The 19200-nt window shown below is 71.0% G+C and carries 20 protein-coding genes; 12 read left to right on the forward strand and 8 right to left on the reverse strand.

The window, feature by feature from the left end; genetic code table 11:
* Positions 1–5: 5 nt before the first annotated feature.
* From rimI to ACIQ8J_RS08745, 4 genes are all read left to right on the forward strand, one after another.
* Positions 6–464, forward strand: coding sequence for a ribosomal protein S18-alanine N-acetyltransferase (gene rimI / locus ACIQ8J_RS08730; RefSeq protein WP_403268847.1), 459 nt, complete (start codon positions 6–8; stop codon positions 462–464).
* Positions 464–1597, forward strand: a complete 1134-nt coding sequence (gene tsaD / locus ACIQ8J_RS08735; RefSeq protein WP_403268405.1) for a tRNA (adenosine(37)-N6)-threonylcarbamoyltransferase complex transferase subunit TsaD — start codon at positions 464–466, stop codon at positions 1595–1597. The genes rimI and tsaD overlap by 1 nt, the downstream gene beginning before the upstream one ends.
* Entirely contained in the window at positions 1594–1902 is a 309-nt protein-coding gene (locus ACIQ8J_RS08740; RefSeq protein WP_403268408.1) for a hypothetical protein, read from the forward strand. Before tsaD ends, ACIQ8J_RS08740 begins: the two co-directional genes overlap by 4 nt.
* Before the next feature lie 123 nt (positions 1903–2025).
* On the forward strand, positions 2026–2823 hold the full coding sequence (locus tag ACIQ8J_RS08745; protein WP_403268849.1) for a polysaccharide deacetylase family protein: 798 nt from the start codon (positions 2026–2028) through the stop codon (positions 2821–2823).
* A 53-nt stretch (positions 2824–2876) separates the two neighbouring features.
* Here ACIQ8J_RS08745 and ACIQ8J_RS08750 read toward each other — a convergent pair whose 3' ends face one another.
* Positions 2877–3302, reverse strand: coding sequence for a peptidoglycan-binding protein (locus ACIQ8J_RS08750; RefSeq protein ID WP_403268411.1), 426 nt, complete (start codon positions 3300–3302; stop codon positions 2877–2879).
* A 425-nt stretch (positions 3303–3727) separates the two neighbouring features.
* Between ACIQ8J_RS08750 and ACIQ8J_RS08755 the strand changes: the two genes are divergently transcribed.
* The 4 genes from ACIQ8J_RS08755 to ACIQ8J_RS08770 all read left to right on the forward strand — a co-directional run bounded on the left by ACIQ8J_RS08755 (position 3728) and on the right by ACIQ8J_RS08770 (position 6075).
* The gene (locus ACIQ8J_RS08755) at positions 3728–4204 is read left to right on the forward strand and encodes a VOC family protein (RefSeq protein WP_403268414.1); all 477 of its coding nucleotides are present in this window, start codon (positions 3728–3730) and stop codon (positions 4202–4204) included.
* 70 nt (positions 4205–4274) lie between these two features.
* Positions 4275–4889, forward strand: coding sequence for an HD domain-containing protein (locus ACIQ8J_RS08760; protein ID WP_403268417.1), 615 nt, complete (start codon positions 4275–4277; stop codon positions 4887–4889).
* Between the two features lie 132 nt (positions 4890–5021).
* Positions 5022–5642: a hypothetical protein gene (locus ACIQ8J_RS08765; protein ID WP_403268420.1), complete on the forward strand. Its 621-nt coding sequence runs from the start codon at positions 5022–5024 to the stop codon at positions 5640–5642.
* A gap of 67 nt (positions 5643–5709) precedes the next feature.
* Positions 5710–6075: a hypothetical protein gene (locus tag ACIQ8J_RS08770; RefSeq protein ID WP_403268423.1), complete on the forward strand. Its 366-nt coding sequence runs from the start codon at positions 5710–5712 to the stop codon at positions 6073–6075.
* Here the strand turns inward: ACIQ8J_RS08770 and ACIQ8J_RS08775 are convergent.
* Positions 6072–7481, reverse strand: coding sequence for a methyltransferase domain-containing protein (locus tag ACIQ8J_RS08775; protein WP_403268425.1), 1410 nt, complete (start codon positions 7479–7481; stop codon positions 6072–6074). The two genes, ACIQ8J_RS08770 and ACIQ8J_RS08775, sit on opposite strands and share 4 nt — an antisense overlap.
* On the opposite strand from ACIQ8J_RS08775, the gene ACIQ8J_RS08780 reads away from it, so the two are divergent.
* From ACIQ8J_RS08780 to groL, 3 genes are all read left to right on the forward strand, one after another.
* The gene (locus ACIQ8J_RS08780) at positions 7480–8391 is read left to right on the forward strand and encodes a polysaccharide deacetylase family protein (protein ID WP_403268427.1); all 912 of its coding nucleotides are present in this window, start codon (positions 7480–7482) and stop codon (positions 8389–8391) included. The genes ACIQ8J_RS08775 and ACIQ8J_RS08780 overlap by 2 nt on opposite strands.
* 226 nt (positions 8392–8617) lie before the next feature.
* Positions 8618–8926 carry a co-chaperone GroES gene (gene groES, locus ACIQ8J_RS08785; protein WP_381101379.1) on the forward strand — a complete coding sequence of 103 codons (309 nt, stop codon included), beginning with the start codon at positions 8618–8620 and terminating at the stop codon, positions 8924–8926.
* A gap of 115 nt (positions 8927–9041) precedes the next feature.
* A complete protein-coding gene (gene groL, locus ACIQ8J_RS08790) occupies positions 9042–10670 on the forward strand; it encodes a chaperonin GroEL (RefSeq protein ID WP_403268430.1) in 1629 nt (542 codons plus the stop codon).
* Between the two features lie 85 nt (positions 10671–10755).
* Here groL and ACIQ8J_RS08795 read toward each other — a convergent pair whose 3' ends face one another.
* The 5 genes from ACIQ8J_RS08795 to ACIQ8J_RS08815 all read right to left on the reverse strand — a co-directional run bounded on the left by ACIQ8J_RS08795 (position 10756) and on the right by ACIQ8J_RS08815 (position 16280).
* Positions 10756–11796, reverse strand: a complete 1041-nt coding sequence (locus ACIQ8J_RS08795) for a hydroxyacid dehydrogenase (RefSeq protein WP_403268432.1) — start codon at positions 11794–11796, stop codon at positions 10756–10758.
* A 59-nt stretch (positions 11797–11855) separates the two neighbouring features.
* A complete protein-coding gene (locus tag ACIQ8J_RS08800) occupies positions 11856–12779 on the reverse strand; it encodes a carbohydrate ABC transporter permease (protein WP_403268435.1) in 924 nt (307 codons plus the stop codon).
* On the reverse strand, positions 12776–13699 hold the full coding sequence (locus ACIQ8J_RS08805) for a carbohydrate ABC transporter permease (RefSeq protein ID WP_403268438.1): 924 nt from the start codon (positions 13697–13699) through the stop codon (positions 12776–12778). The genes ACIQ8J_RS08800 and ACIQ8J_RS08805 overlap by 4 nt, the downstream gene beginning before the upstream one ends.
* A gap of 5 nt (positions 13700–13704) precedes the next feature.
* The gene (locus ACIQ8J_RS08810) at positions 13705–15033 is read right to left on the reverse strand and encodes an ABC transporter substrate-binding protein (protein WP_403268441.1); all 1329 of its coding nucleotides are present in this window, start codon (positions 15031–15033) and stop codon (positions 13705–13707) included.
* A 104-nt stretch (positions 15034–15137) separates the two neighbouring features.
* Complete coding sequence (locus ACIQ8J_RS08815; protein WP_403268444.1) at positions 15138–16280, reverse strand: substrate-binding domain-containing protein; 1143 nt, start codon at positions 16278–16280, stop codon at positions 15138–15140.
* Positions 16281–16509: 229 nt separating this feature from the next.
* Here ACIQ8J_RS08815 and ACIQ8J_RS08820 point away from each other — a divergent pair, with 229 nt between their 5' ends.
* Entirely contained in the window at positions 16510–18363 is a 1854-nt protein-coding gene (locus ACIQ8J_RS08820) for a DUF2264 domain-containing protein (protein ID WP_403268447.1), read from the forward strand.
* Between the two features lie 63 nt (positions 18364–18426).
* Here ACIQ8J_RS08820 and ACIQ8J_RS08825 read toward each other — a convergent pair whose 3' ends face one another.
* Entirely contained in the window at positions 18427–19200 is a 774-nt protein-coding gene (locus ACIQ8J_RS08825) for an SDR family NAD(P)-dependent oxidoreductase (RefSeq protein ID WP_403268449.1), read from the reverse strand.

Consider the following 19200-nt stretch of genomic DNA (forward strand, 5'->3'; position numbering starts at 1 on the left):
GCGAGATGCGCTGGTGGGACATCGCGCCCGTGCTCGACCTCGAACATGACCTGTTCCCCGAGGACGCCTGGTCGGCGGGGATGTTCTGGTCCGAGCTCGCCCATGCGCGCGGGCCCGGCGCCACCCGCCGCTACGTGGTGGCCGAACAGGACGGCCGTCTCGTCGGCTACGCCGGACTCGCCGCGGCCGGCGGGCTCGGCGACGTCCAGACCATCGCCGCCGCCCGCGACCAGTGGGGCACCGGGCTCGGTGCCCGCCTCCTGACCGACCTGCTCAAGCACGCCACCGCCTTCGAGTGCGACGAGGTCCTCCTCGAAGTACGCGTGGACAACACCCGGGCCCAGAAGCTCTACGAGCGCTTCGGCTTCGAGCCCATCGGCTTCAGGCGCGGCTACTACCAGCCGGGCAACGTCGACGCGCTCGTGATGCGACTGACCGTCCAAGGAACAGAAGAGACTGACTGATGGCTGACGAACCGCTCGTACTCGGTATCGAGACCTCCTGCGACGAGACCGGCGTCGGCATCGTGCGCGGGACGACGCTGCTCGCCGACGCCGTGGCCTCCAGCGTGGACACGCACGCCCGGTTCGGCGGCGTGGTCCCCGAGATCGCCTCCCGGGCCCACCTCGAAGCGATGGTGCCGACCATCGAGCGCGCCCTGAAGACCGCCGGGGTCCGTGCGAAGGACCTCGACGGCATCGCGGTCACCGCGGGGCCCGGACTCGCGGGCGCGCTGCTCGTCGGCGTCTCGGCCGCCAAGGCGTACGCGTACGCCCTGAACAAGCCGCTCTACGGGGTCAACCACCTCGCCTCGCACATCTGCGTCGACCAGCTGGAGCACGGGCCGCTGCCCGAGCCGACGATGGCGCTGCTGGTGTCCGGCGGGCACTCCTCGCTGCTGCTCGCCCCCGACATCACCGCCGACGTCCGCCCCATGGGCGCCACCATCGACGACGCGGCGGGCGAGGCCTTCGACAAGATCGCCCGCGTCCTGAACCTCGGCTTCCCCGGCGGCCCGGTCATCGACCGGCTCGCCAAGGAGGGCGATCCGACGGCGATCGCGTTCCCGCGCGGCCTGACCGGCTCGCGCGACCCGGCGTACGACTTCTCCTTCTCCGGCCTGAAGACCTCCGTGGCCCGCTGGATCGAGGCCAAGCGGAACGCGGGCGAGGAGGTGCCGGTGCGCGATGTCGCCGCGTCCTTCCAGGAGGCCGTGGTGGACGTGCTGACCCGCAAGGCCGTACGGGCCTGCAAGGACGAGGGCGTCGACCACCTGATGATCGGCGGCGGGGTCGCCGCCAACTCCCGGCTGCGGGCACTCGCCCAGGAGCGCTGCGAGCGGGCCGGGATCCGGCTGCGGGTGCCGCGCCCCGGCCTGTGCACGGACAACGGCGCGATGGTCGCGGCCCTGGGCGCCGAGATGGTGGCCAGGAACCGGCCCGCGTCGGACTGGGAGCTGTCGGCGGACTCCTCGCTGCCGGTGACCGAGCCGCACGTGCCGGGCGAGGCGCACGCGTCGGGTGGGGCGCACGCGCACTCCCATTCACATGATCACGACCATGTGCACGAGGTCAGCAAGAAGAACCTGTACTCATGACCGTCGCGCTGATGTGGGAGGCGCGGGCCGCCGAGGGGCGCGGCGCCGACCTGCTCGCCTGGGTGCGGGCCCGGCCCGCCGCCGGTTCGCCGCTGCGCCGCGAGATCCTGCGCGCGCCCGGCGACCGGGTCCTCGTCATCACCTGGTGGGACGCGCCCTACGACGCGGAACTGCCCGAACTGCCCGATCCCGAGGGGGAGTTGGTGGCGAGGGCGGTGCACCGCTGGCGCTTCGAGTCGGTGCCCGACGCCGCGGGCGGTGGCTCGGCCGACGGGATGGCTGATCGGCGACTGACCACCGACTGATCATTCAAGGCAACCTTGTGACCGTTTCTGGCATCACACTCTGTGCAGGTGATGGCTGAAAAACGGACATGGGGTTGGCTCGTGCGCAAGAAGGCAGTCGGTGCCGCTCTCTTCGGTCTGCTGATGGTCGCGGGCTGCTCGTCCGGCGGCGGATCGGGCAGCACGCCGTCCGCGTCCGCCCCGTCCGCGGGCGGCAGCGGTACGTCCTCGACGGCATCCCCGGGCGCCGACCCGGCCGGAGCCGAGGCCGCGTACCGCAAGTGGGGGCTCAAGCCGTTCGCCGCACCGCCCGCGCCGCCGGCCGAGAAGCCGGTGAAGGCGAAGCCGGGCGAGGTGCCGGTGGTGAGCGACATCCCCACCCAGGACAAGATCGTCTTCGTGACGTTCGACGACGGGGCCGAGAAGGACCCCAAGTTCGTCGAGATGATGAAGGACCTGAAGGTCCCCTTCACGATGTTCCTGACCGACGACATAATCCGCAGCGACTACGGCTACTTCAAGCCCCTGCAGGAGCTCGGCAACTCCATCGAGAACCACACGCTCTCGCACCCGAACCTGCGCACCCTCGGCGAGGCCGCGCAGAAGAACGAGATCTGCACCCAGCAGAAGAAGCTGGAGAAGGAGTACGGCAAGGCGCCCCGGCTCTTCCGGCCGCCGTACGGCAACTGGAACGAGAACACGCGGACCGCCGCCAAGGCCTGCGACCTCCAGGCGATCGTGCTGTGGCGCGAGTCGATGCAGATCACCAACATGCAGTACCAGCGCGGCGACAAGAAGCTGCACCCCGGCGACATCATCCTGGCGCACTTCCGCGGCCCCAAGGAGCTCAAGGGCGCCTCCATGACGGAGATGACGGCGAACATGCTCCGCCACATCCAGGAGCAGGGCTTCACGGTGGCCCGGCTGGAGGACTACCTCTAGGGGGTGCCGGAGCCGGGCCCGTTCGGGACGGGCCCAGCGGTCGCGGCGCGGGCTCAGTCGAGGTGCGTGGGAGGGTAGACGATCTTGTCCACCTGGCTCGGGACGTAGCTCATGCAGTACCCGTTGCCGCCGTAGTACTGGTCCCCCCACTCAAGGATCTGCTCCCCGGTCTGGCGTCCGACGACGCCGTCGACCTGGACGGCGGAGTCCACGTTGTTCACCTGCTGCTGGAACCAGCGAACCTGGTTGTACGTCGCCTGTCCCCAGTAGCTGTCCTCGGAGACCGTCGGACCCCCGTACGTGCGCGCCACGTCGTTGAGCAGGTGCTGAACGCACCACACACCCGCGCCGGACTCGGTGTACCCGTAGCCGATGTACGAGGCGCCGGTGGAGGCCTGGGCGGTGCCGGTCGTGGCGATGACCGCCAGAGCGGCGGCCGCGCCGAGCGCGCCGATCCTGGCCACACTCTTCTTGATCACTCGTTACCCCTCAACGTAAAAAAACAGCGGCTTCGAGTGGTCGCCCCCGCGACCCCGTCAGCCATAGACATGTGTGCCGGTACCGGGCCCGGGTCCCCCTCCCGGGCCTCGACCACCATCGGGCAAGCGGCGCAGCAGGGGCAACAGTTGACGGCATCCCAGGGACGCGCGGGGACGTCCCACCGCCTTGACCTGCGAAACCGCCGGCGTCCCAGACGGCCGAGATTCCCGCGGGACAGCCGGGGCGCGGGGCCCGGCTCCTCGGGAAATGTTGCTGCCCGGTGTCCGCGGTGATGTGCTGGAACGGCCGGGCCGCAGCGGGCACGCGGCGCTCTCGGGACGGTACCGCGATGAGTTCCGCGGGCGGGGCCGGTCTACCTGTTGATGCCGGGCGCACCGGTCCGGCGACGGCAAGGAGGCCGACGATGTCCGCGAAGATCACCCAGAAGATCACCCCCTTCCTCTGGTTCGACAACCAGGCCGAGGAGGCCGCCCACCACTACGTCGCCATCTTCGGCGGCGACGCGCGGGTCCTGGCGGTCACCCACTACACCGAGTCGACCCCCGGCGAGACCGGCTCCGTCATGACCGTCGAGTTCGAGCTCGCGGGGCAGCGTTTCACCGCCCTCAACGGCGGCCCGCAGTTCTCGTTCACCGAGGCGGTCTCGTTCGCGGTGGCCTGCGACGGCCAGGCCGAGATCGACCGGTTCTGGGCGCGGCTCTCCGAGGGCGGCGAAGAGGGGCCCTGCGGCTGGCTGAAGGACAAGTACGGCCTGTCCTGGCAGATCGTCCCCGACGAGCTGCCCCAGCTGCTCGGCCAGGGTGCGGAGAAGTCCGAGCGGGTCGCCGCGGCCATCATGGGGATGAAGAAGCTGGACCTCCAGGCACTGCGGGACGCCTGAACCGAGTGGCCGGATCCCGCGGCATACCCTGAGGTCGCCGCGGGCGCCGGGCCCGCGCGGGGAGGGGACCATGACAGGGTTCAGCACGCACGTCGCCGGGGTGGAGATACCCGCGGGCCGGGCCGCGGAGGCCGCCCGGACGGTGTGCGCCGAGTACGCCGACGAGGCGCTGCGCCACCACTCGGTACGGTCGTACGTCTTCGGCGCCGCCTATGCGAAGGAGCGCCAACTCGCTTTCGACGCCGAGCTGTTGTACGTCTCGGCGCTCCTGCACGACCTCGCGCTGACCCCGCCCTTCGACAGCCACACCCTGCCCTTCGAGGAGGCCGGCGGCCATCTCGCCAGGGTGTTCACGGACGGGCTCGGCTGGGACACGGCCCGGCGGGACCGGGCGGCCGAGATCATCGTGCTGCACATGCGGGACGACGTGTCACCGGAGCAGGACGTGGAGAGCCACCTCCTCCAGATCGGCACGACCGCCGACGTCTCCGGCGGCGGACTCGGCGCATTCGACGCGGAGTTCACGGCCGAGCTGCTGCGCCACCACCCGCGGGTGGGGTTCTCCGCCGCCTTCGTCGCCCTCTTCCAGGACCAGGCGGTACGCAAGCCGAAGTGCGCGGCGGCCGCCCTGGTCGCGGGCGACTGGGCGGACCGCGTCGCGGCCCATCCGCTGGAACGGGGATGAGGGGGCCGGGCCGCTGGTGAGGGGTGCCTCGGCCTCTCCGGCGCCCGCCGGGGGATCGATCCCGGCCAACCGGCCCGAGCATGACCGAGGCTGGGCGGCGGGCCCCGTTCCGCCCCCGCTAATCTCTGCCGCATGTCGTCCCGCTCGCCGCTGCCGCCGCCCCCGCCTCCGGTAGAGATACGCGCCTGGCGCGACCGCAACGCGCTGCTCGCCGACCGGGCGCAGGTCCTGGACGCCCTGGTCAAGGGGTACTTGGGGGCCGGGCGGCTCGGGCTGCTCTGGCTGTGGGCGGCGCTTTTCGCGCTCGGCTGGTCGCTGGTCGGCACCGCGCTCACCTCCCTCACCGACTTCCTCACCGCGATCGTCGGCGGGGTGTTCCTGGTGCTCGGACTCGGCGTGATGGTCCCCACCGGTATGGCCGTCGGGTTCGGGCTGCGCAAGGACCGCCGGATCCATGAACTCCTGCGCCAATGGGCCGAGTTGGACCGCGATCCGATACTCGACCGCAACCTGCGCAGGCCCGGCCTGAGCCTGGCCTGGCTGCTGCCGTCGGCGGTGCTGTGCGCGGTCGGCCTCGCCGTCTGCCTGGTGCTGCCCGCGACCGCCGACCCGGGCCACGACACGTACGCCCTCGTCATCTACGGCATGGGCCTCGGCCTCATCTGCTGGCTCACCGGCCTGATCGGCGTCGTGAAGGCCGCCGCGCACCGGCGCTGGGTACTGCGCTCGCTGACCGGCGGCGCACCCCGCTGAACCCCGGCCTATCCTGGGGGTGCCGTCGCGGACAGGCGGTGGCGCAACCGGGGGAAGGACGGCCCACATGGCCTGGTACTGGTGGATCCTGATCGTTTTCTGGATGGGCGGCTTCGGCTGGGCGATCGACAACGCCCGCACCGCGCTGCGCACCCGGCACGAGCGGAAGATGGAACGCCTTGAGGCGGCCAAGCAGGAGCGGCTCGCCGTGGAGGCCGCGCACAAGCCGCCGGAGCCGGTCTGCGGCTGCACCCATCACCTCGCCAAGCACGACAAGCAGGGCAAGTGCCACGAGCGGGTCGAGGTCCCGGTCGCCTGGGACGAGAACAAGAAGCCGCTGCGCTTCGAATCGGCCCAGTGCAACTGCCAGCAGTACGTGGGCCCCCAGCCGCTCTCCCAGGTGTACGCGGACGAGCTGACCGACCTCGACTAGGCGCTCCGCGGGAAGCGGCGTTCGCCGGCCGCGGCTCCACCGGACACCCCCTGGTCGCGCGGCACCGGGCGCCCGATCAGCATCGTCGGGGCCCCCGCGACCCGGGTCAGGAAGACCGTGGCCGCGTTCGGGCCCTGGGGCTTCACCTTGCGGCGCACCTCCTCCGGCTCCACGGCCGAGCCGCGCTTCTTCACCGTCAGGACACCCACCTCGCGCTCCCGCAGCAGCGCCTTCAACTTCTTCATGTTGAACGGGAGTTGATCGGTGATCTCGTACGCCGAGGTGTACGGGGACGCGTACGGCTCGTCGCTCGTCACATACGCGATCGTCTCGTCGATCAGCCGGCCGCCGCTCCGTTCCACGATCTCGGCGACCAGATGCGCGCGGATGACGGCGCCGTCCGGCTCGTACAGATAGCGGCCGACCGGGCCCACCGGCGGGGCGGGGAGCGGGCCGGTCGCCGACAGGGCGGCGGCCCCGGGCAGCAGGGTGGCGCGGACCGCGCCCGGCCGCACACCGGTGCCGAACCACAGCACCGCTTCCTTCACATCGCCCCCGTCCGAGATCCACTCGGCCTCGGCCTGCGGCGGGATCGCCTCGTGCGGGATGCCGGGGGCGATCTTCAGGGCGGCGAAGGGGGCTGCGAGGGCCGCCGAAATCGCCCACGAGAGCGGGGGCGAGTACGCCTCCGGGTCGAAGATGCGCCCACCCGTCGCCCGACCACCGCCCCTCACCGACGCGCTTCGCGCGGCCCCTCCTTGTCTGCCGCCTCGCCTCGCCGGGTCCACGAAGACCGCGTCGTACGGGCTCGTGTCGATGTCGGTGACATCCGCGCAGCGCACCTCGATCAGGCCGCCGAGGCCCAGCGCCTCCGCGTTCGCGCGGGCGACGGCCGCCGTCAGCGGGTCGCGGTCGACCGCGAGGACGGAGATTCCGGCCCGCGCAAGGGCCAGCGCGTCGCCGCCGATGCCGCAGCACAGGTCCGCGACGCCGCGCACGCCGCGCGAGGCGAAGATCTCCGCGCGGTGGGCGGCGACCGAGGCGCGGGTCGACTGCTCGACGCCGTTGGGCGTGAAGAACATCCGGTGCGCGTCCACCGCGCCGAACTTCGCCACCGCCCGCTGCCGCAGCCGCGCCTGCCCGAGCGCCGCCGACACCAGCCCCGCGTCGTGCTCGCGGCGCAGCCGGGTGGCGACCGCCAGTTCCTGGGACGGGTCGTACTCCCGCAGCGATGCGAGCAGGGCGCGGCCCTCGCCGGTCAGCAGGAGGGAGAAGGTGTCGAGGTCGTTCACCCCGTCATTGTCGTCCAGCCGCCGTGCCGGTGTGGGCCAGGCGGGCGATGGTGCGCCCGCCTGGCGGTGTCGTACGGCTCGCGGGGGCCCGGCCCTGACAGGATGCGGCGCCATGCGACTAGTAGGACAAAAGGGTAAATCTCTCAGATCCCGCACCGCGGCCGCCTCTGCCGCCGCGGTGCTCGCCGCCGCTCTGCTCGCCTCCGGATGCTCCGCCGAGGACGGCGACACCGGACGGCCGGGAGCCCAGGGCGCCAAAGGCCCCGCCGGCTCCCTCGCCGACTACTCCGAGCAGCTCAGGCGCGCCGAGGACGCCCGGCTGGCGGCGGTCAGGAAGTGGGGGCTCGACAAGCCGCCCCTGCTCGCGCCCGCGCCGCCCGCCGTCAAGCCGAGGATCACCAACCGGAAGGGGTTCGAGACGGACGGGGGCGACTCGCTGCCGCCCGTCTTCACCACCGTGCCGACCAAGGAGAAGATCGTCTTCCTGACGATCGACGACGGCGCGGAGAAGGACCCCCAGTTCCTGAAGATGATGCAGGAACTCCGCATCCCCTACAGCGCGTTCCTCAGCGACTACCTCGTCAAGGACGACCACACGTACTTCCGGAAGATGCAGAGCCTCGGGGTCACGCTCAACAACCACACCCTCAACCACCGCTACATGCCCGCGCTCTCCTACGACGAGCAGCGGCACGAGATCTGCGACCAGCAGGACAAGATCGGCCAGTGGGCGGGCCAGCGGCCCAGGCTGTTCCGGCCGCCGTACGGCAACTACAACGAGGACACCCTGAGGGCCGCCCAGTCCTGCGGGATCCAGGCCGCGCCGCTGTGGGCGGAGGAGGCCTTCACCGACCACATGGAATGGCGCGAGTGGGACCGCGATCTGCACCCCGGCGACATCGTCCTGAGCCACTTCCGCGGGCGCCAGGACTGGAACGGCACGATGGCCGACATGGTCCGGCAGGTGATGAAGGTGATCACCGACAAGGGGTACGCGGTGGCCAGGCTGGAGGACTACGTATGACCGCGGCGGCGGCGCCCGGGAGCCCCGCGAGGATCCGCCGCGGAGGTAGGAGATTGGCACTCCGCTTGACCGAGTGCTAATCACCGTCCTAGTCTCGCTTCTGGCACTCCCCACCGGAGAGTGCCAACACAGCGACGGGCAGGTCCGGCACCCGCGACGACGGATCCACCTGGTCGCCACCCCAAACAGTTAACCCCGTGAGATCTCCGAAGGGGGAGACCGGATCGTGACGACCGCCAGCTCCAAGGTTGCCATCAAGCCGCTCGAGGACCGCATTGTGGTCCAGCCGCTCGACGCCGAGCAGACCACGGCCTCCGGCCTGGTCATTCCGGACACCGCGAAGGAGAAGCCCCAGGAGGGTGCTGTCCTCGCCGTGGGCCCGGGTCGCTTCGAGAACGGCGAGCGCCTGCCGCTCGACGTCCAGGTCGGCGACATCGTGCTGTACAGCAAGTACGGCGGCACCGAGGTGAAGTACAACGGCGACGAGTACCTCGTCCTCTCGGCTCGCGACGTGCTCGCGATCATCGAGAAGTAATTCACCTCGAAGCGAATGCTTTGAGTTCTGCGCCCCTGGTCACCCCGCTGATTGCCGGGCGGCGAGGGGCGCAGTTTCGTTAACCCGAGTTTTCCGAGAGGGCTGAACCGCTCCCATGGCGAAGATCCTGAAGTTCGACGAGGACGCCCGTCGCGCCCTTGAGCGCGGCGTCAACAAGCTTGCCGACACGGTGAAGGTGACGATCGGCCCCAAGGGCCGCAACGTCGTCATCGACAAGAAGTTCGGCGCTCCCACCATCACCAACGACGGTGTCACCATCGCGCGCGAGGTCGAGCTCGACGACCCGTACGAGAACCTGGGCGCCCAGCTCGTCAAGGAGGTGGCGACCAAGACCAACGACATCGCGGGTGACGGCACCACCACCGCGACCGTGCTGGCCCAGGCGCTGGTCCGCGAGGGCCTGCGCAACGTCGCCGCCGGCGCCTCCCCGGCCGCCCTGAAGAAGGGCATCGACGCCGCGGTCAAGGCCGTGTCCGACGAGCTCCTCGCGACCGCCCGTCCGATCGAGGACAAGACCGACATCGCCGCCGTCGCCGCGCTGTCCGCCCAGGACAAGCAGATCGGCGAGCTCATCGCCGAGGCCATGGACAAGGTCGGCAAGGACGGTGTCATCACCGTCGAGGAGTCCAACACCTTCGGTGTCGAGCTTGAGTTCACCGAGGGCATGGCCTTCGACAAGGGCTACCTGTCGCACTACATGGTCACCGACCAGGAGCGTATGGAGGCCGTCCTCGACGACCCGTACATCCTGATCAACCAGGGCAAGATCTCCTCGATCCAGGACCTGCTGCCGCTCCTGGAGAAGGTCATCCAGGCCGGCTCCTCCAAGCCGCTCCTGATCATCGCCGAGGACGTCGAGGGCGAGGCGCTCTCCACCCTGGTCGTCAACAAGATCCGCGGCACGTTCAACGCCGTGGCCGTCAAGGCCCCCGGTTTCGGCGACCGCCGCAAGGCGATGCTCCAGGACATGGCCACCCTCACCGGTGCCACCGTCATCGCCGAAGAGGTCGGCCTCAAGCTGGACCAGGCCGGCCTTGAGGTGCTCGGCACCGCCCGCCGCGTCACCATCACCAAGGACGACACCACCATCGTCGACGGTGGCGGCAACTCCGGTGACGTCGAGGGCCGCATCGTCCAGATCAAGGCCGAGATCGAGGCCACGGACTCCGACTGGGACCGCGAGAAGCTCCAGGAGCGCCTCGCGAAGCTGGCCGGCGGCGTGTGCGTGATCAAGGTCGGCGCCGCCACCGAGGTCGAGCTCAAGGAGCGCAAGCACCGTCTGGAGGACGCCATCTCCGCGACCCGCGCCGCGGTCGAGGAGGGCATCGTCTCCGGTGGTGGCTCCGCCCTGGTGCACGCCGCCAAGATCCTTGAGGGCAACCTCGACAAGACCGGCGACGAGGCCACCGGTGTCGCGGTCGTGCGCCGCGCCGTCGTCGAGCCGCTGCGCTGGATCGCCGAGAACGCCGGCCTGGAGGGCTACGTCATCACCTCCAAGGTGAGCGAGCTGGAGAAGGGCTTCGGCTTCAACGCCGCGACCGGCGAGTACGGCGACCTGGTCAAGGCCGGCGTCATCGACCCGGTCAAGGTCACCCGCTCCGCCCTGGAGAACGCCGCCTCCATCGCCTCGCTGCTCCTGACGACCGAGACCCTGGTCGTCGAGAAGCCGGCCGAGGAAGAGGCCGACGCGGGCCACGGCCACGGTCACGGCCACTCCCACTGACGCACCAAGTCAGCGGCAGTAGTACGTAGTTGAGGCCCGGCACCCCCTTCGGGGGGTGCCGGGCCTCGGCGTTGGTGGACACCCCCTAGGCCGACCGCCCCAGTGACATCGGATGGACCGGATCCGCGAACGGCAGCCCCGCCGCGAAGCGCTCCACCTCGTCCAGGGCCTGATCCGCCATCCGGTGCAGTTCGTTGCCGAGCGAGCCCGCGATGTGCGGGGTCAGCAGGACGTTGGGCAGGTCGTACAACGGGGATTCGCGGGGCGGCAGTTCGGGCTCTGTCACGTCCAGGACCGCGTACAGGCGGCCCGGGAGGAGTTCGCCGAGCAGGGCCGGCTCGTCCACCAGCGAGCCGCGGGCGGTGTTGATCAGCGTGGCACCCGTCGGCATCAGGGACAGCTGGCGGGCGCCGATCATGCGGTGGGTTTCGGGGAGTTGGGGCGCGTGCACGGAGACGACGCCGCTGCGGGCGCACAGCGCGTCCAGGGTCACCTGTTCAACGCCCAGCGCGGCCGCTTCGGTTCCGCTGACGTACGGGTCGTACAGAAGGACCTCGAAATCGAAGGGCCGCAGCAGCTCGATCACCCGGCGGCCGATGCGCGATGCGCCGACCAGGCCTACGGTGCGGCGGTAGTTGCCGGTGTCCTCGCTCTCGCTCAGCCACTCGGGGGCGGTGCGCAGCTCGGCGTAGCGCTGGGCGGAGCGCAGCACGCGCTTGCCCGCGAAGAGGATCGCGGCCAGCGTGTACTCGGCGACCGGCCGAGCGTTCGCCGCCGCCGCGGAGGTCACCGCGATGCCCCGCTCCCAGCAGGCGTCGGTGATGTGGTGCTTGACCGAACCCGCCGCGTGGACCACCGCCCGCAGCCGGGGGGCCGCGGCCAGCACGTCCGCGGTCAGCGGGGGAGCGCCCCAGCAGGTGAGCAGCACCTCGGCCCCGGCGAGGGCGGCGGCGACCGGCCCGGTCGGCGCCGCCAGGTCGTGGGCGACCAGGTACGGGTCGGTACGGGTGAGGGCGGCGAGCCGGGTGCGGTGGCGGTCGGCGAGGACCCGGTCCGCGATGCCGGGGCCCATCGCGAGCAGCAGGGCGGGTCGCCGCGCGACGGCGTTGTCAGTGGTGTGGTGCATGGTGGGACTCGGGCTCCTCACGAGGCGCTGGCGCAAGGGTAACGGGGTGTCCGGGCCGGTCATTTGAGGCTGCCCGCGGCGAGTCCGGCCTTCCAGTGCCGCTGGAGGCAGACGAAGGCGACGATCAGGGGGACGACGGCGAGGAGGGAGCCGGTGACGACGAGCGGGTAGTAGCCGGGCTCGGCGTGGGTGTTGCTGTTCCACGCGTACAGACCGAGGCTCAGCGGGAAGAGCTTCTGGTCGCTCAGCATGACCAGGGGGAGGAAGAAGTTGTTCCAGATCGCGGTGAACTGGAAGAGGAAGACGGTCACGAAGCCCGGCATGACCATGCGCAGACCGATCGACCAGAAGGTGCGCAGCTCGCTCGCGCCGTCGATACGGGCGGCCTCCAGTGCCTCGTCGGGGATGTAGCTCGCGCTGAACACCCGGGACAGATAGACGCCGAACGGGTTGACCAGCACGGGGATCAGCACCGACCAGTACGTGTTGACCAGGCCGACCTTGCCGGCGAGCAGATACATGGGCAGCGCGAGCGCCGTGGTGGGCACGAGCACGCCGAGCAGTACGACGCCGAAGAGCTTCTCCTTGCCCCGGAAGGCGTACTTGTCGAAGGCGTACCCCGCGGCGACGCTGACCAGCGCGCACACCGCGGCGCCACCGCCCGCGTAGAGAAGGGAGTTGAGGTACCAGCGGAAGTAGACGCCGTCGTTGTACGCGGCGAGCTGGGAGAGGTTGTGGCCGAGGTCGAAGCCCTTGAAGGAGAAGGCCTGGCCGGACAGCAGCCCGCCGGTGTCCTTGGCGGCGGCCGTGACCAGCCACACCAGGGGGAAGAGCGTGTAGAGGACGGAGAGCAGCAGCGCGCCGTTGACCGCGGTCCTCGACAGCCAGCGGCTGGGCGCCCGCCGGGCGGTGCCGGTACGCGACGGGGTGCCGGCCCCGGCACGCGCCGCGGTGTCCGGCCCGGCCATGGTCGGGGAGGTCATGCCGTGGCGCCCTTCCGGTTGGCGAGGCGGGTGACGACGAAGGAGAGCAGCGCCGCGGTGAGTGCGAGGAGCACGGCCGAGGCGGCGGCGAGGCCGTAGTCGTTGCGGTTGAACGCGGCGGTGTAGGCGTACATGTTGGGCGTCCAGGTGGTGGTGACCGTGGCGCTGCCGCCCTGGTTGAGGATCAGCGGCTCGGTGAAGAGCTGGAGCGAGCCGATGACGGTGAACAGCGAGACCATGGCCAACGAGGCGCGGATCAGGGGGAGTTTGATGCCGAGCGCGGTGCGCCACTCGCCCGCGCCGTCGACGGTGGCCGCCTCCAGGACGGAGCGGTCGATGGCCTGGAGCGCCGCGTAGAAGATGACCATGTTGTAGCCGAGCCATTCCCACAGCGCGATGTTGACGACGGAGGGGAGCGTGCCGCTGGACGAGAAGAAGCTGAATCCGATGCCGCCGGAGTCCATGGCCCGCACCACGGGGCTGAGTCCGGGGGTGTAGAGGTACACCCAGATCAGCGCGGCGATGATGCCGGGCACGGCGTGCGGCAGGAACAGCGCCAGCTGGAAGAAGCGGCGGGCGCGGGCCAGCGTGGAGTCGAGCAGCAGCGCGAGCGCGAGGGCGCCGCCGACCATCAGCGGGATGTAGACGACGCAGTAGCCGGCGAGCACCCAGAAGCCCTCGCGAAAGGCCCGGTCGCCAAGCGCCGCCGTGTAGTTGTCGAGCCCGCTGAAGACGGACTCGGCGCCGCCGAAGCCCAGCCCCGACTGCTTCTCGGTGAACAGGCTCAGCCAGACCGCGTATCCGATCGGCACCACCGTCACCGCGGTGAACAGTACGAAGAAGGGGGTCAGCAGCACGCCCGCGGCGGCGCCGGTGCGGCTCCGGGCCCCCAGCGGCGCCCCGGGGCCCTTCGTCCTCATCGCGGTCAGCCCTCGACCTTCAGGCCGCGCTTCTTCAGCTCGGTCACCGTGGCGTCGTGGGCGGCCCTGATGGCGTCCGTGATCTTCACCGAGCCGCCGGAGACCTTGCCGAGCTGGTCCTTGAGCGTGGTGTTGGTGGTGCCCATGCTCGGGCCCCAGCCCCAGTTGGAGTTGATCGAGGTGCCCGCGGCGTCGAAGAGCCGGTAGATGTCCTCGCCGGTGTAGAAGCTCGCGTCGAAGGCCTTCTTGGCGGCCGGGCGCAGCGCGATGTCGGCCGGGAAGGCGCTCGACGTACCGGACTTGATGCGGGCCTGGACGCCCTCCTCCGTGGTCGACATCCACTTCGCGAACTCAAGGGCCGCCTCGGTCTTCGTGCTGCCCTTGGTCACGGCCCAGGTGGAGCCGCCGAGCATGCCGCTGGCAGGCTTGCCGTCCCAGGTGGGCACGGGGGCGACGGCCCACTTGCCGCTCTGGTCGGGCAGGGTGCCCTTGAGGACGCCCGCGCCCCAGGAGGCGCCGAGGTAGCCGACGGTGGAGCCGTCCTTGAGGGAGGCCGTCCACTCGGGGCTGAAGGAGACCGCGGTCTGCACCAGCTTGTCGTCGATCAGGCCCTGCCAGTAGTCGGCGACCTTGTTGGTGGCGGCGTCGGTGGTGTTGAGCTTCCAGGTGTCGCCGTCGGCCTTGAACCACTGGGCGCCGGCCTGCCAGACCATCGCCTCGAAGGTGGTCGGGTCGTCCGGGAAGAAGGTGCCGATGCGTGCTTTCGGGTCGGCCGCCTTCGCCTTCTGCGCGGCAGCCTTGAACTCGCCCCAGGTCTTGGGGACTTCGATCCTGTTCTTCTCGAAGAAGTCCTTGCGGTAGAAGTACGCCTGGGGCGCGGCGTCGAAGGGGATCGCCCAGTTCTTGCCGCCGAGCGTGGTCTGCTCGATCGACTGCGGCAGGAACTGCTTCTTCACGTCGTCGGTGACGTACGTGCTGATGTCCTGGAACGAGCCCTGGCTGACGAACTCCGGGAGCATCGGGTACTCGACCGTGACGAGGTCCGGCGCGTTGCCGGCCTTCACCGCGTTGGAGATCTTGGCGTAGCCGCCGGCGTTGCCGGAGGGGATCTCCTCGAACGTCACCCGGATGTTCTTGTGGGACGCGTTGAAGGCGTCCACCACGTCCTTGGTGCCCTTCTGCCAGGCCCAGAACGTGATGGTGACGGGCTTGTCGGCGGTGCCCTTGCCCGCGTCGCCCGACTTGGCGTCCCCGCCACCGCAGGCCGTGAGCGCGGCGAGAGCGGTGGCGGTACCGACGAGGGCGGAGGTCGATCTGGTCCAACTGCGGTTCACGGAAGGGCTCCTGAACGTGAGGGGACGAGGCGATGGCCGCGATCCTTGGCCCAGTTCTGACCGAAGTCAAGAGCGAAAGTTCGATTGATCGAAAAAAGATCAGATCAAGACTGAACGGTCAGCGCCTTCGGTACGGTCTCGGCGGGTGCCCCGCACGAGGAGCGCACGCGCAGCCTCGGCAGCAGGTCGACATGGCGCCGCGGCCCCTCCTCGCGCCCGCCCGAGCCGCCCGCGAACCCCCCGCGCAGCCGCTCGATCAGCAGCTCGGCCGCGTACCGCCCGACCTCGTGCTTGGGCGGGGCGACGGCCGTCAGCGGGATGTCCGCGAGCGCCGCCACCTCGTCGTCGTACGCCACCAGCGCCAGGTCGTCCGGCACCCGTACGCCCAGTTCGGCCAGGCGCTGCACGATCCGGATGGCGTCCACGTCGTTGTGCACCAGCGCCGCCGTGGCCTGCCCGGCCAGGACCGCCGTGCGCAGCGCCTGCACGGCCCGCTCGAACCCGGCCGGGTCCGCCTCGGCCGACACCGAACCGATCGGCGGGAGCGGCGACTTGAGGCCCAGCGCGTCGAGCGCGTACCGGTATCCGGCGCGCACCGCGATCGCGGTGGGACTGTCCGCCCGCGCCACGAGCAGGGGTGTCCGGTGTCCGAGGCCGAGCAGATGGCGCACCGCGATGAGCACGCCGTGGCTGTGGTCGGAGCAGACCCGGTCCAGATCGTCCAGCTCCCGGCCGGGTACCCCGCGCCGTTCGAGCAGCACCGTGGGCACCGGGAGGCCGGCGATCCAGGCGCCGTGCTCGACCGGGTCGTCCGGCTCCTTCCAGCCCGGCGCGATGAGCAGGCCCTCGGCCCCGGCCGCGAGCAGCCCGGCCGCCCGGCCCGCGTCCTCCTGCGGCCGGTAGTCCGAGATCCGCAGGATCAGCCGCGCCCCCGCGGCCGCCGCCGCCTCGTGCGCACCCCTGATGACCTCGGCGAAGTAGTACGTGGCGTTGGGCGCGAGCATGCCGATGACCAGGTCACGGGGGCCGGTGCCGGGCGCTGGCGGGGGAGTGTCCGCGGCACCCGGCCAGGAGACCGAGCCGTGCACCCGGTCGAGGCGCCCCTCGTTGGCCAGCAGCTCCACGTCCCGCCGCACGGTGACGGGCGAGACCCCCAGCTGGGCGGCGAGCTCGGAGACCCGGGCCGAACCGCGCCCGCGCACCAGCTCCAGCAGTCGGTCATGACGTTCAGCAGCACTTTCACGCACGGCGGCAGCCCCTTCGCGGTGTGGTGGCCCGGTGGGCCATGACCCTAGTGCACCGTGATCGAACGATGAGAGTTTCGATCATTCGGTCCGATCCATTGACGTTCGATCAAACAGAGTTCTAAGTTCCCAGAGATTTCGCGGGACCAGGACCCGGCCGGGCCGGGCCGAGCCGGGAGCGGGACCAGGACCAAGCCGGGCCGGCCGACGCCGCCGTCTCCAGGGGAGCATCATGCCCATCGCCTCCGAGAACCGTGAGCTCAGCCCGTACACCGGCTGGACCCGCGAGCACTGGGAGCGGACGGCGGACCAACTCCTCCTGGCGGTACGGCCCCACGCATCGCCCGGCCGAGGACTGATCAACCTGCCGGGCGCCCGGCCCAGCTGGTCGGGCCCGCGCTCGGACGGCCTCGAAGGCTATGCCCGCACCTGGCTGCTTGCCGCGCTCCGTGTGGCCGGCGCCAACGGAGAGGACCCGCACGGCCACCTCGACCGCTACGCCGACGGCCTCGCGGCGGGCACCCAACACCCGCTGCCCACAGGGGAGTTGACGTCGGACGCCCCCGACGCCTGGCCGCTGACCACCCACGTCCGGCAGGCCGTCGTGGAGTCGGCGTCCGTCGCCCTCGGCCTCCGGCTCACCCGCCCCTGGCTGTGGGACAAGCTGGACGACCGCACCCGGCAGCGTGCCGTCGACTGGCTGCTGCCCGCCCTCGGCCCGTCCCCGGTCGACAACAACTGGTGGCTGTTCGGCCTCACCGTCGCCGGTTTCCTCCAGGACGCCGGCATCGAGACCGACCGCGCCGCAGCCACCATCGAACGCGCCCTGGAACGCGTCGACCAGTGGTACCTCGGCGACGGCTGGTACAGCGACGGCCCGAACCGCTCCTTCGACCACTACAACGCCTGGGCCCTGCACTTCTATCCCGTCCTGCACGCCCACCTCGGGGGCGACCAGGAACTCCTGAACCGCTACGGACCACGGCTGCACGCCCAACTCGACGCCCACACCCGCCTGTTCGGGACCGACGGCGCACCCCTGCCGTACGGCCGCTCGCTGACCTACCGCTTCGCCGCCGCGGCCGCGCCCTGGCTCGGCGCACTCACCGGGCACACCCCGCTCACCCCCGGCGCCACCCGCCGGCTGGCCTCGGGCACCCTGAAGTACTTCCTCGACCGGCCCGGGGGTGCCACCGGCCCCGACGGGCTGCTCACCCTGGGCTGGCACGGCCCGTACCCGCCGGTGATCCAGCACTACTCGGGCCCCGCCTCCCCGTACTGGGCGTCCAAGGGCTACCTCGGGCTGCTCCTGCCGCCCGACCATCCCGCGTGGACGGCCGTCGAGGAGCCGCTGCCCGCCGAGACCGAGGACGCCGCCGTCACCCTCGGACCGCCGAACATGCTGATCCAGTCGACGGCCGCGGACGGCCTGGTCCGCCTCCACAACCACGGCAGCAACCAGCACGTGGACGGCGGCGCGGACGAGGACCCCTGCTACTCCCGCTTCGCCTACTCGACCGCGACCGGACCCACCTCGGCGGGCGTGCCCGACAACCACTTCGGCCTGCTGTCACAGGGCGAGTCCACCACCCGGGGCCCCGCCGTCCCGCTCGGCCACGGCCCCGGCTGGGCGGCATCGCTGTCCGAGCCGCACCCGGGCCCGCCCGGTGTGCGGATCGTCTCGGCGACCCTGGTGCACGGACGTGCCGAACTCCGCGCGCACCTGGTCGTCGGGGCCACCCCCGGCACCCCCGTGCGCCAGACCGGCTGGGCCACCACCCCCGGCCGCACCGCACAGCTGCACCCCGTGCACGGCTACGCGGCAGCGGTGAGCCAACTGGCCGCCGGATCAACCCTGTTCGGGCCCGCGTCGGACATCCAGGCCCTCCAGGGAGCGACGAGTACCGAATCCTCGCTGTTCATCGCACTCGCCTCCCTCACCGCGGAACCGGATCCAAGCCCGGTCCGCACCCTCGCCGACATCCAGGTCACCGGTCACACCGTCCAGGTGACCTGGCAGAACGGACCCACCTGCCGGCTCGTGCTCGACTCCAGCTCCCCGACCGTGCGTACGGAGGACAGGTGAGACCTCGCCGCACCGCCGCAGCCCCCGATGTCGGCGCCTATGAGGGGCCGGGCCTCAACCGGCTCACTTGGGGCCGTACTTGCGGCCCGTCCTGGAGGTGATCCCGCCGAGCAGGCCGCGCGGCGCCAGCTTCACCGCGCCCATCAGCGCCTTGTAGCGCGGGTCGGGGATCGACAGCGACTTCCCGCGCGCGAGGTCGCTCAGGGCCGCCGCCACCAGCTTGTCGGCGTCCAGCCACAGCCAGCCCGGGATGTTGTCGGTTCCCATGCCGGCCCGCTGGTGGAACTCGGTGCGTACGAAACCGGGGCACAGCGCCATCAGCCGCACCCCGGACCCGGCGAGGTCCCGGGCCGCGCCCTGGGTGAACTGCACGACCCACGCCTTGGAGGCGCCATAGGTGCCGCGCGGTACGAAGGCGGCGACCGAGGCCACATTGACGACGCCGCCGCGCCCGCGCTCGCGCATCGAGGCGGCCGCCGCCGACGTCAGCCGGAGCACCGCCTCGATGTGCACCTTCACCATGGTCAGCTCGTCGGCCATGGACACGTCCAGATAGCTGCCCTTGTTGCCGAACCCGGCGTTGTTGACCAGGAGATCGACCGGCTGCCTGGGCTGCGAAAGGCGCGCCTCGACCGCGGCGATCCCGTCCTCCGTGGAGAGGTCGGCGGTCAGCACCTCGGCCTCGATGCCGTGCCGGTCGTGCAGCTCGGTGGCCTGCTCGCGCAGCCGCTTGGTGTCCCGGGCCACCAGCACCAGATCATGTCCATCGGCCGCAAGGCGCCGCGCGAACGCGGCGCCGATGCCCGCCGTCGCTCCCGTAATCAGTGCAGTCGTCAT

Origin of the sequence: Streptomyces sp. NPDC094147, from assembly GCF_044764265.1 — a bacterium.
In the GTDB taxonomy this organism is placed as follows: domain Bacteria; phylum Actinomycetota; class Actinomycetes; order Streptomycetales; family Streptomycetaceae; genus Streptomyces.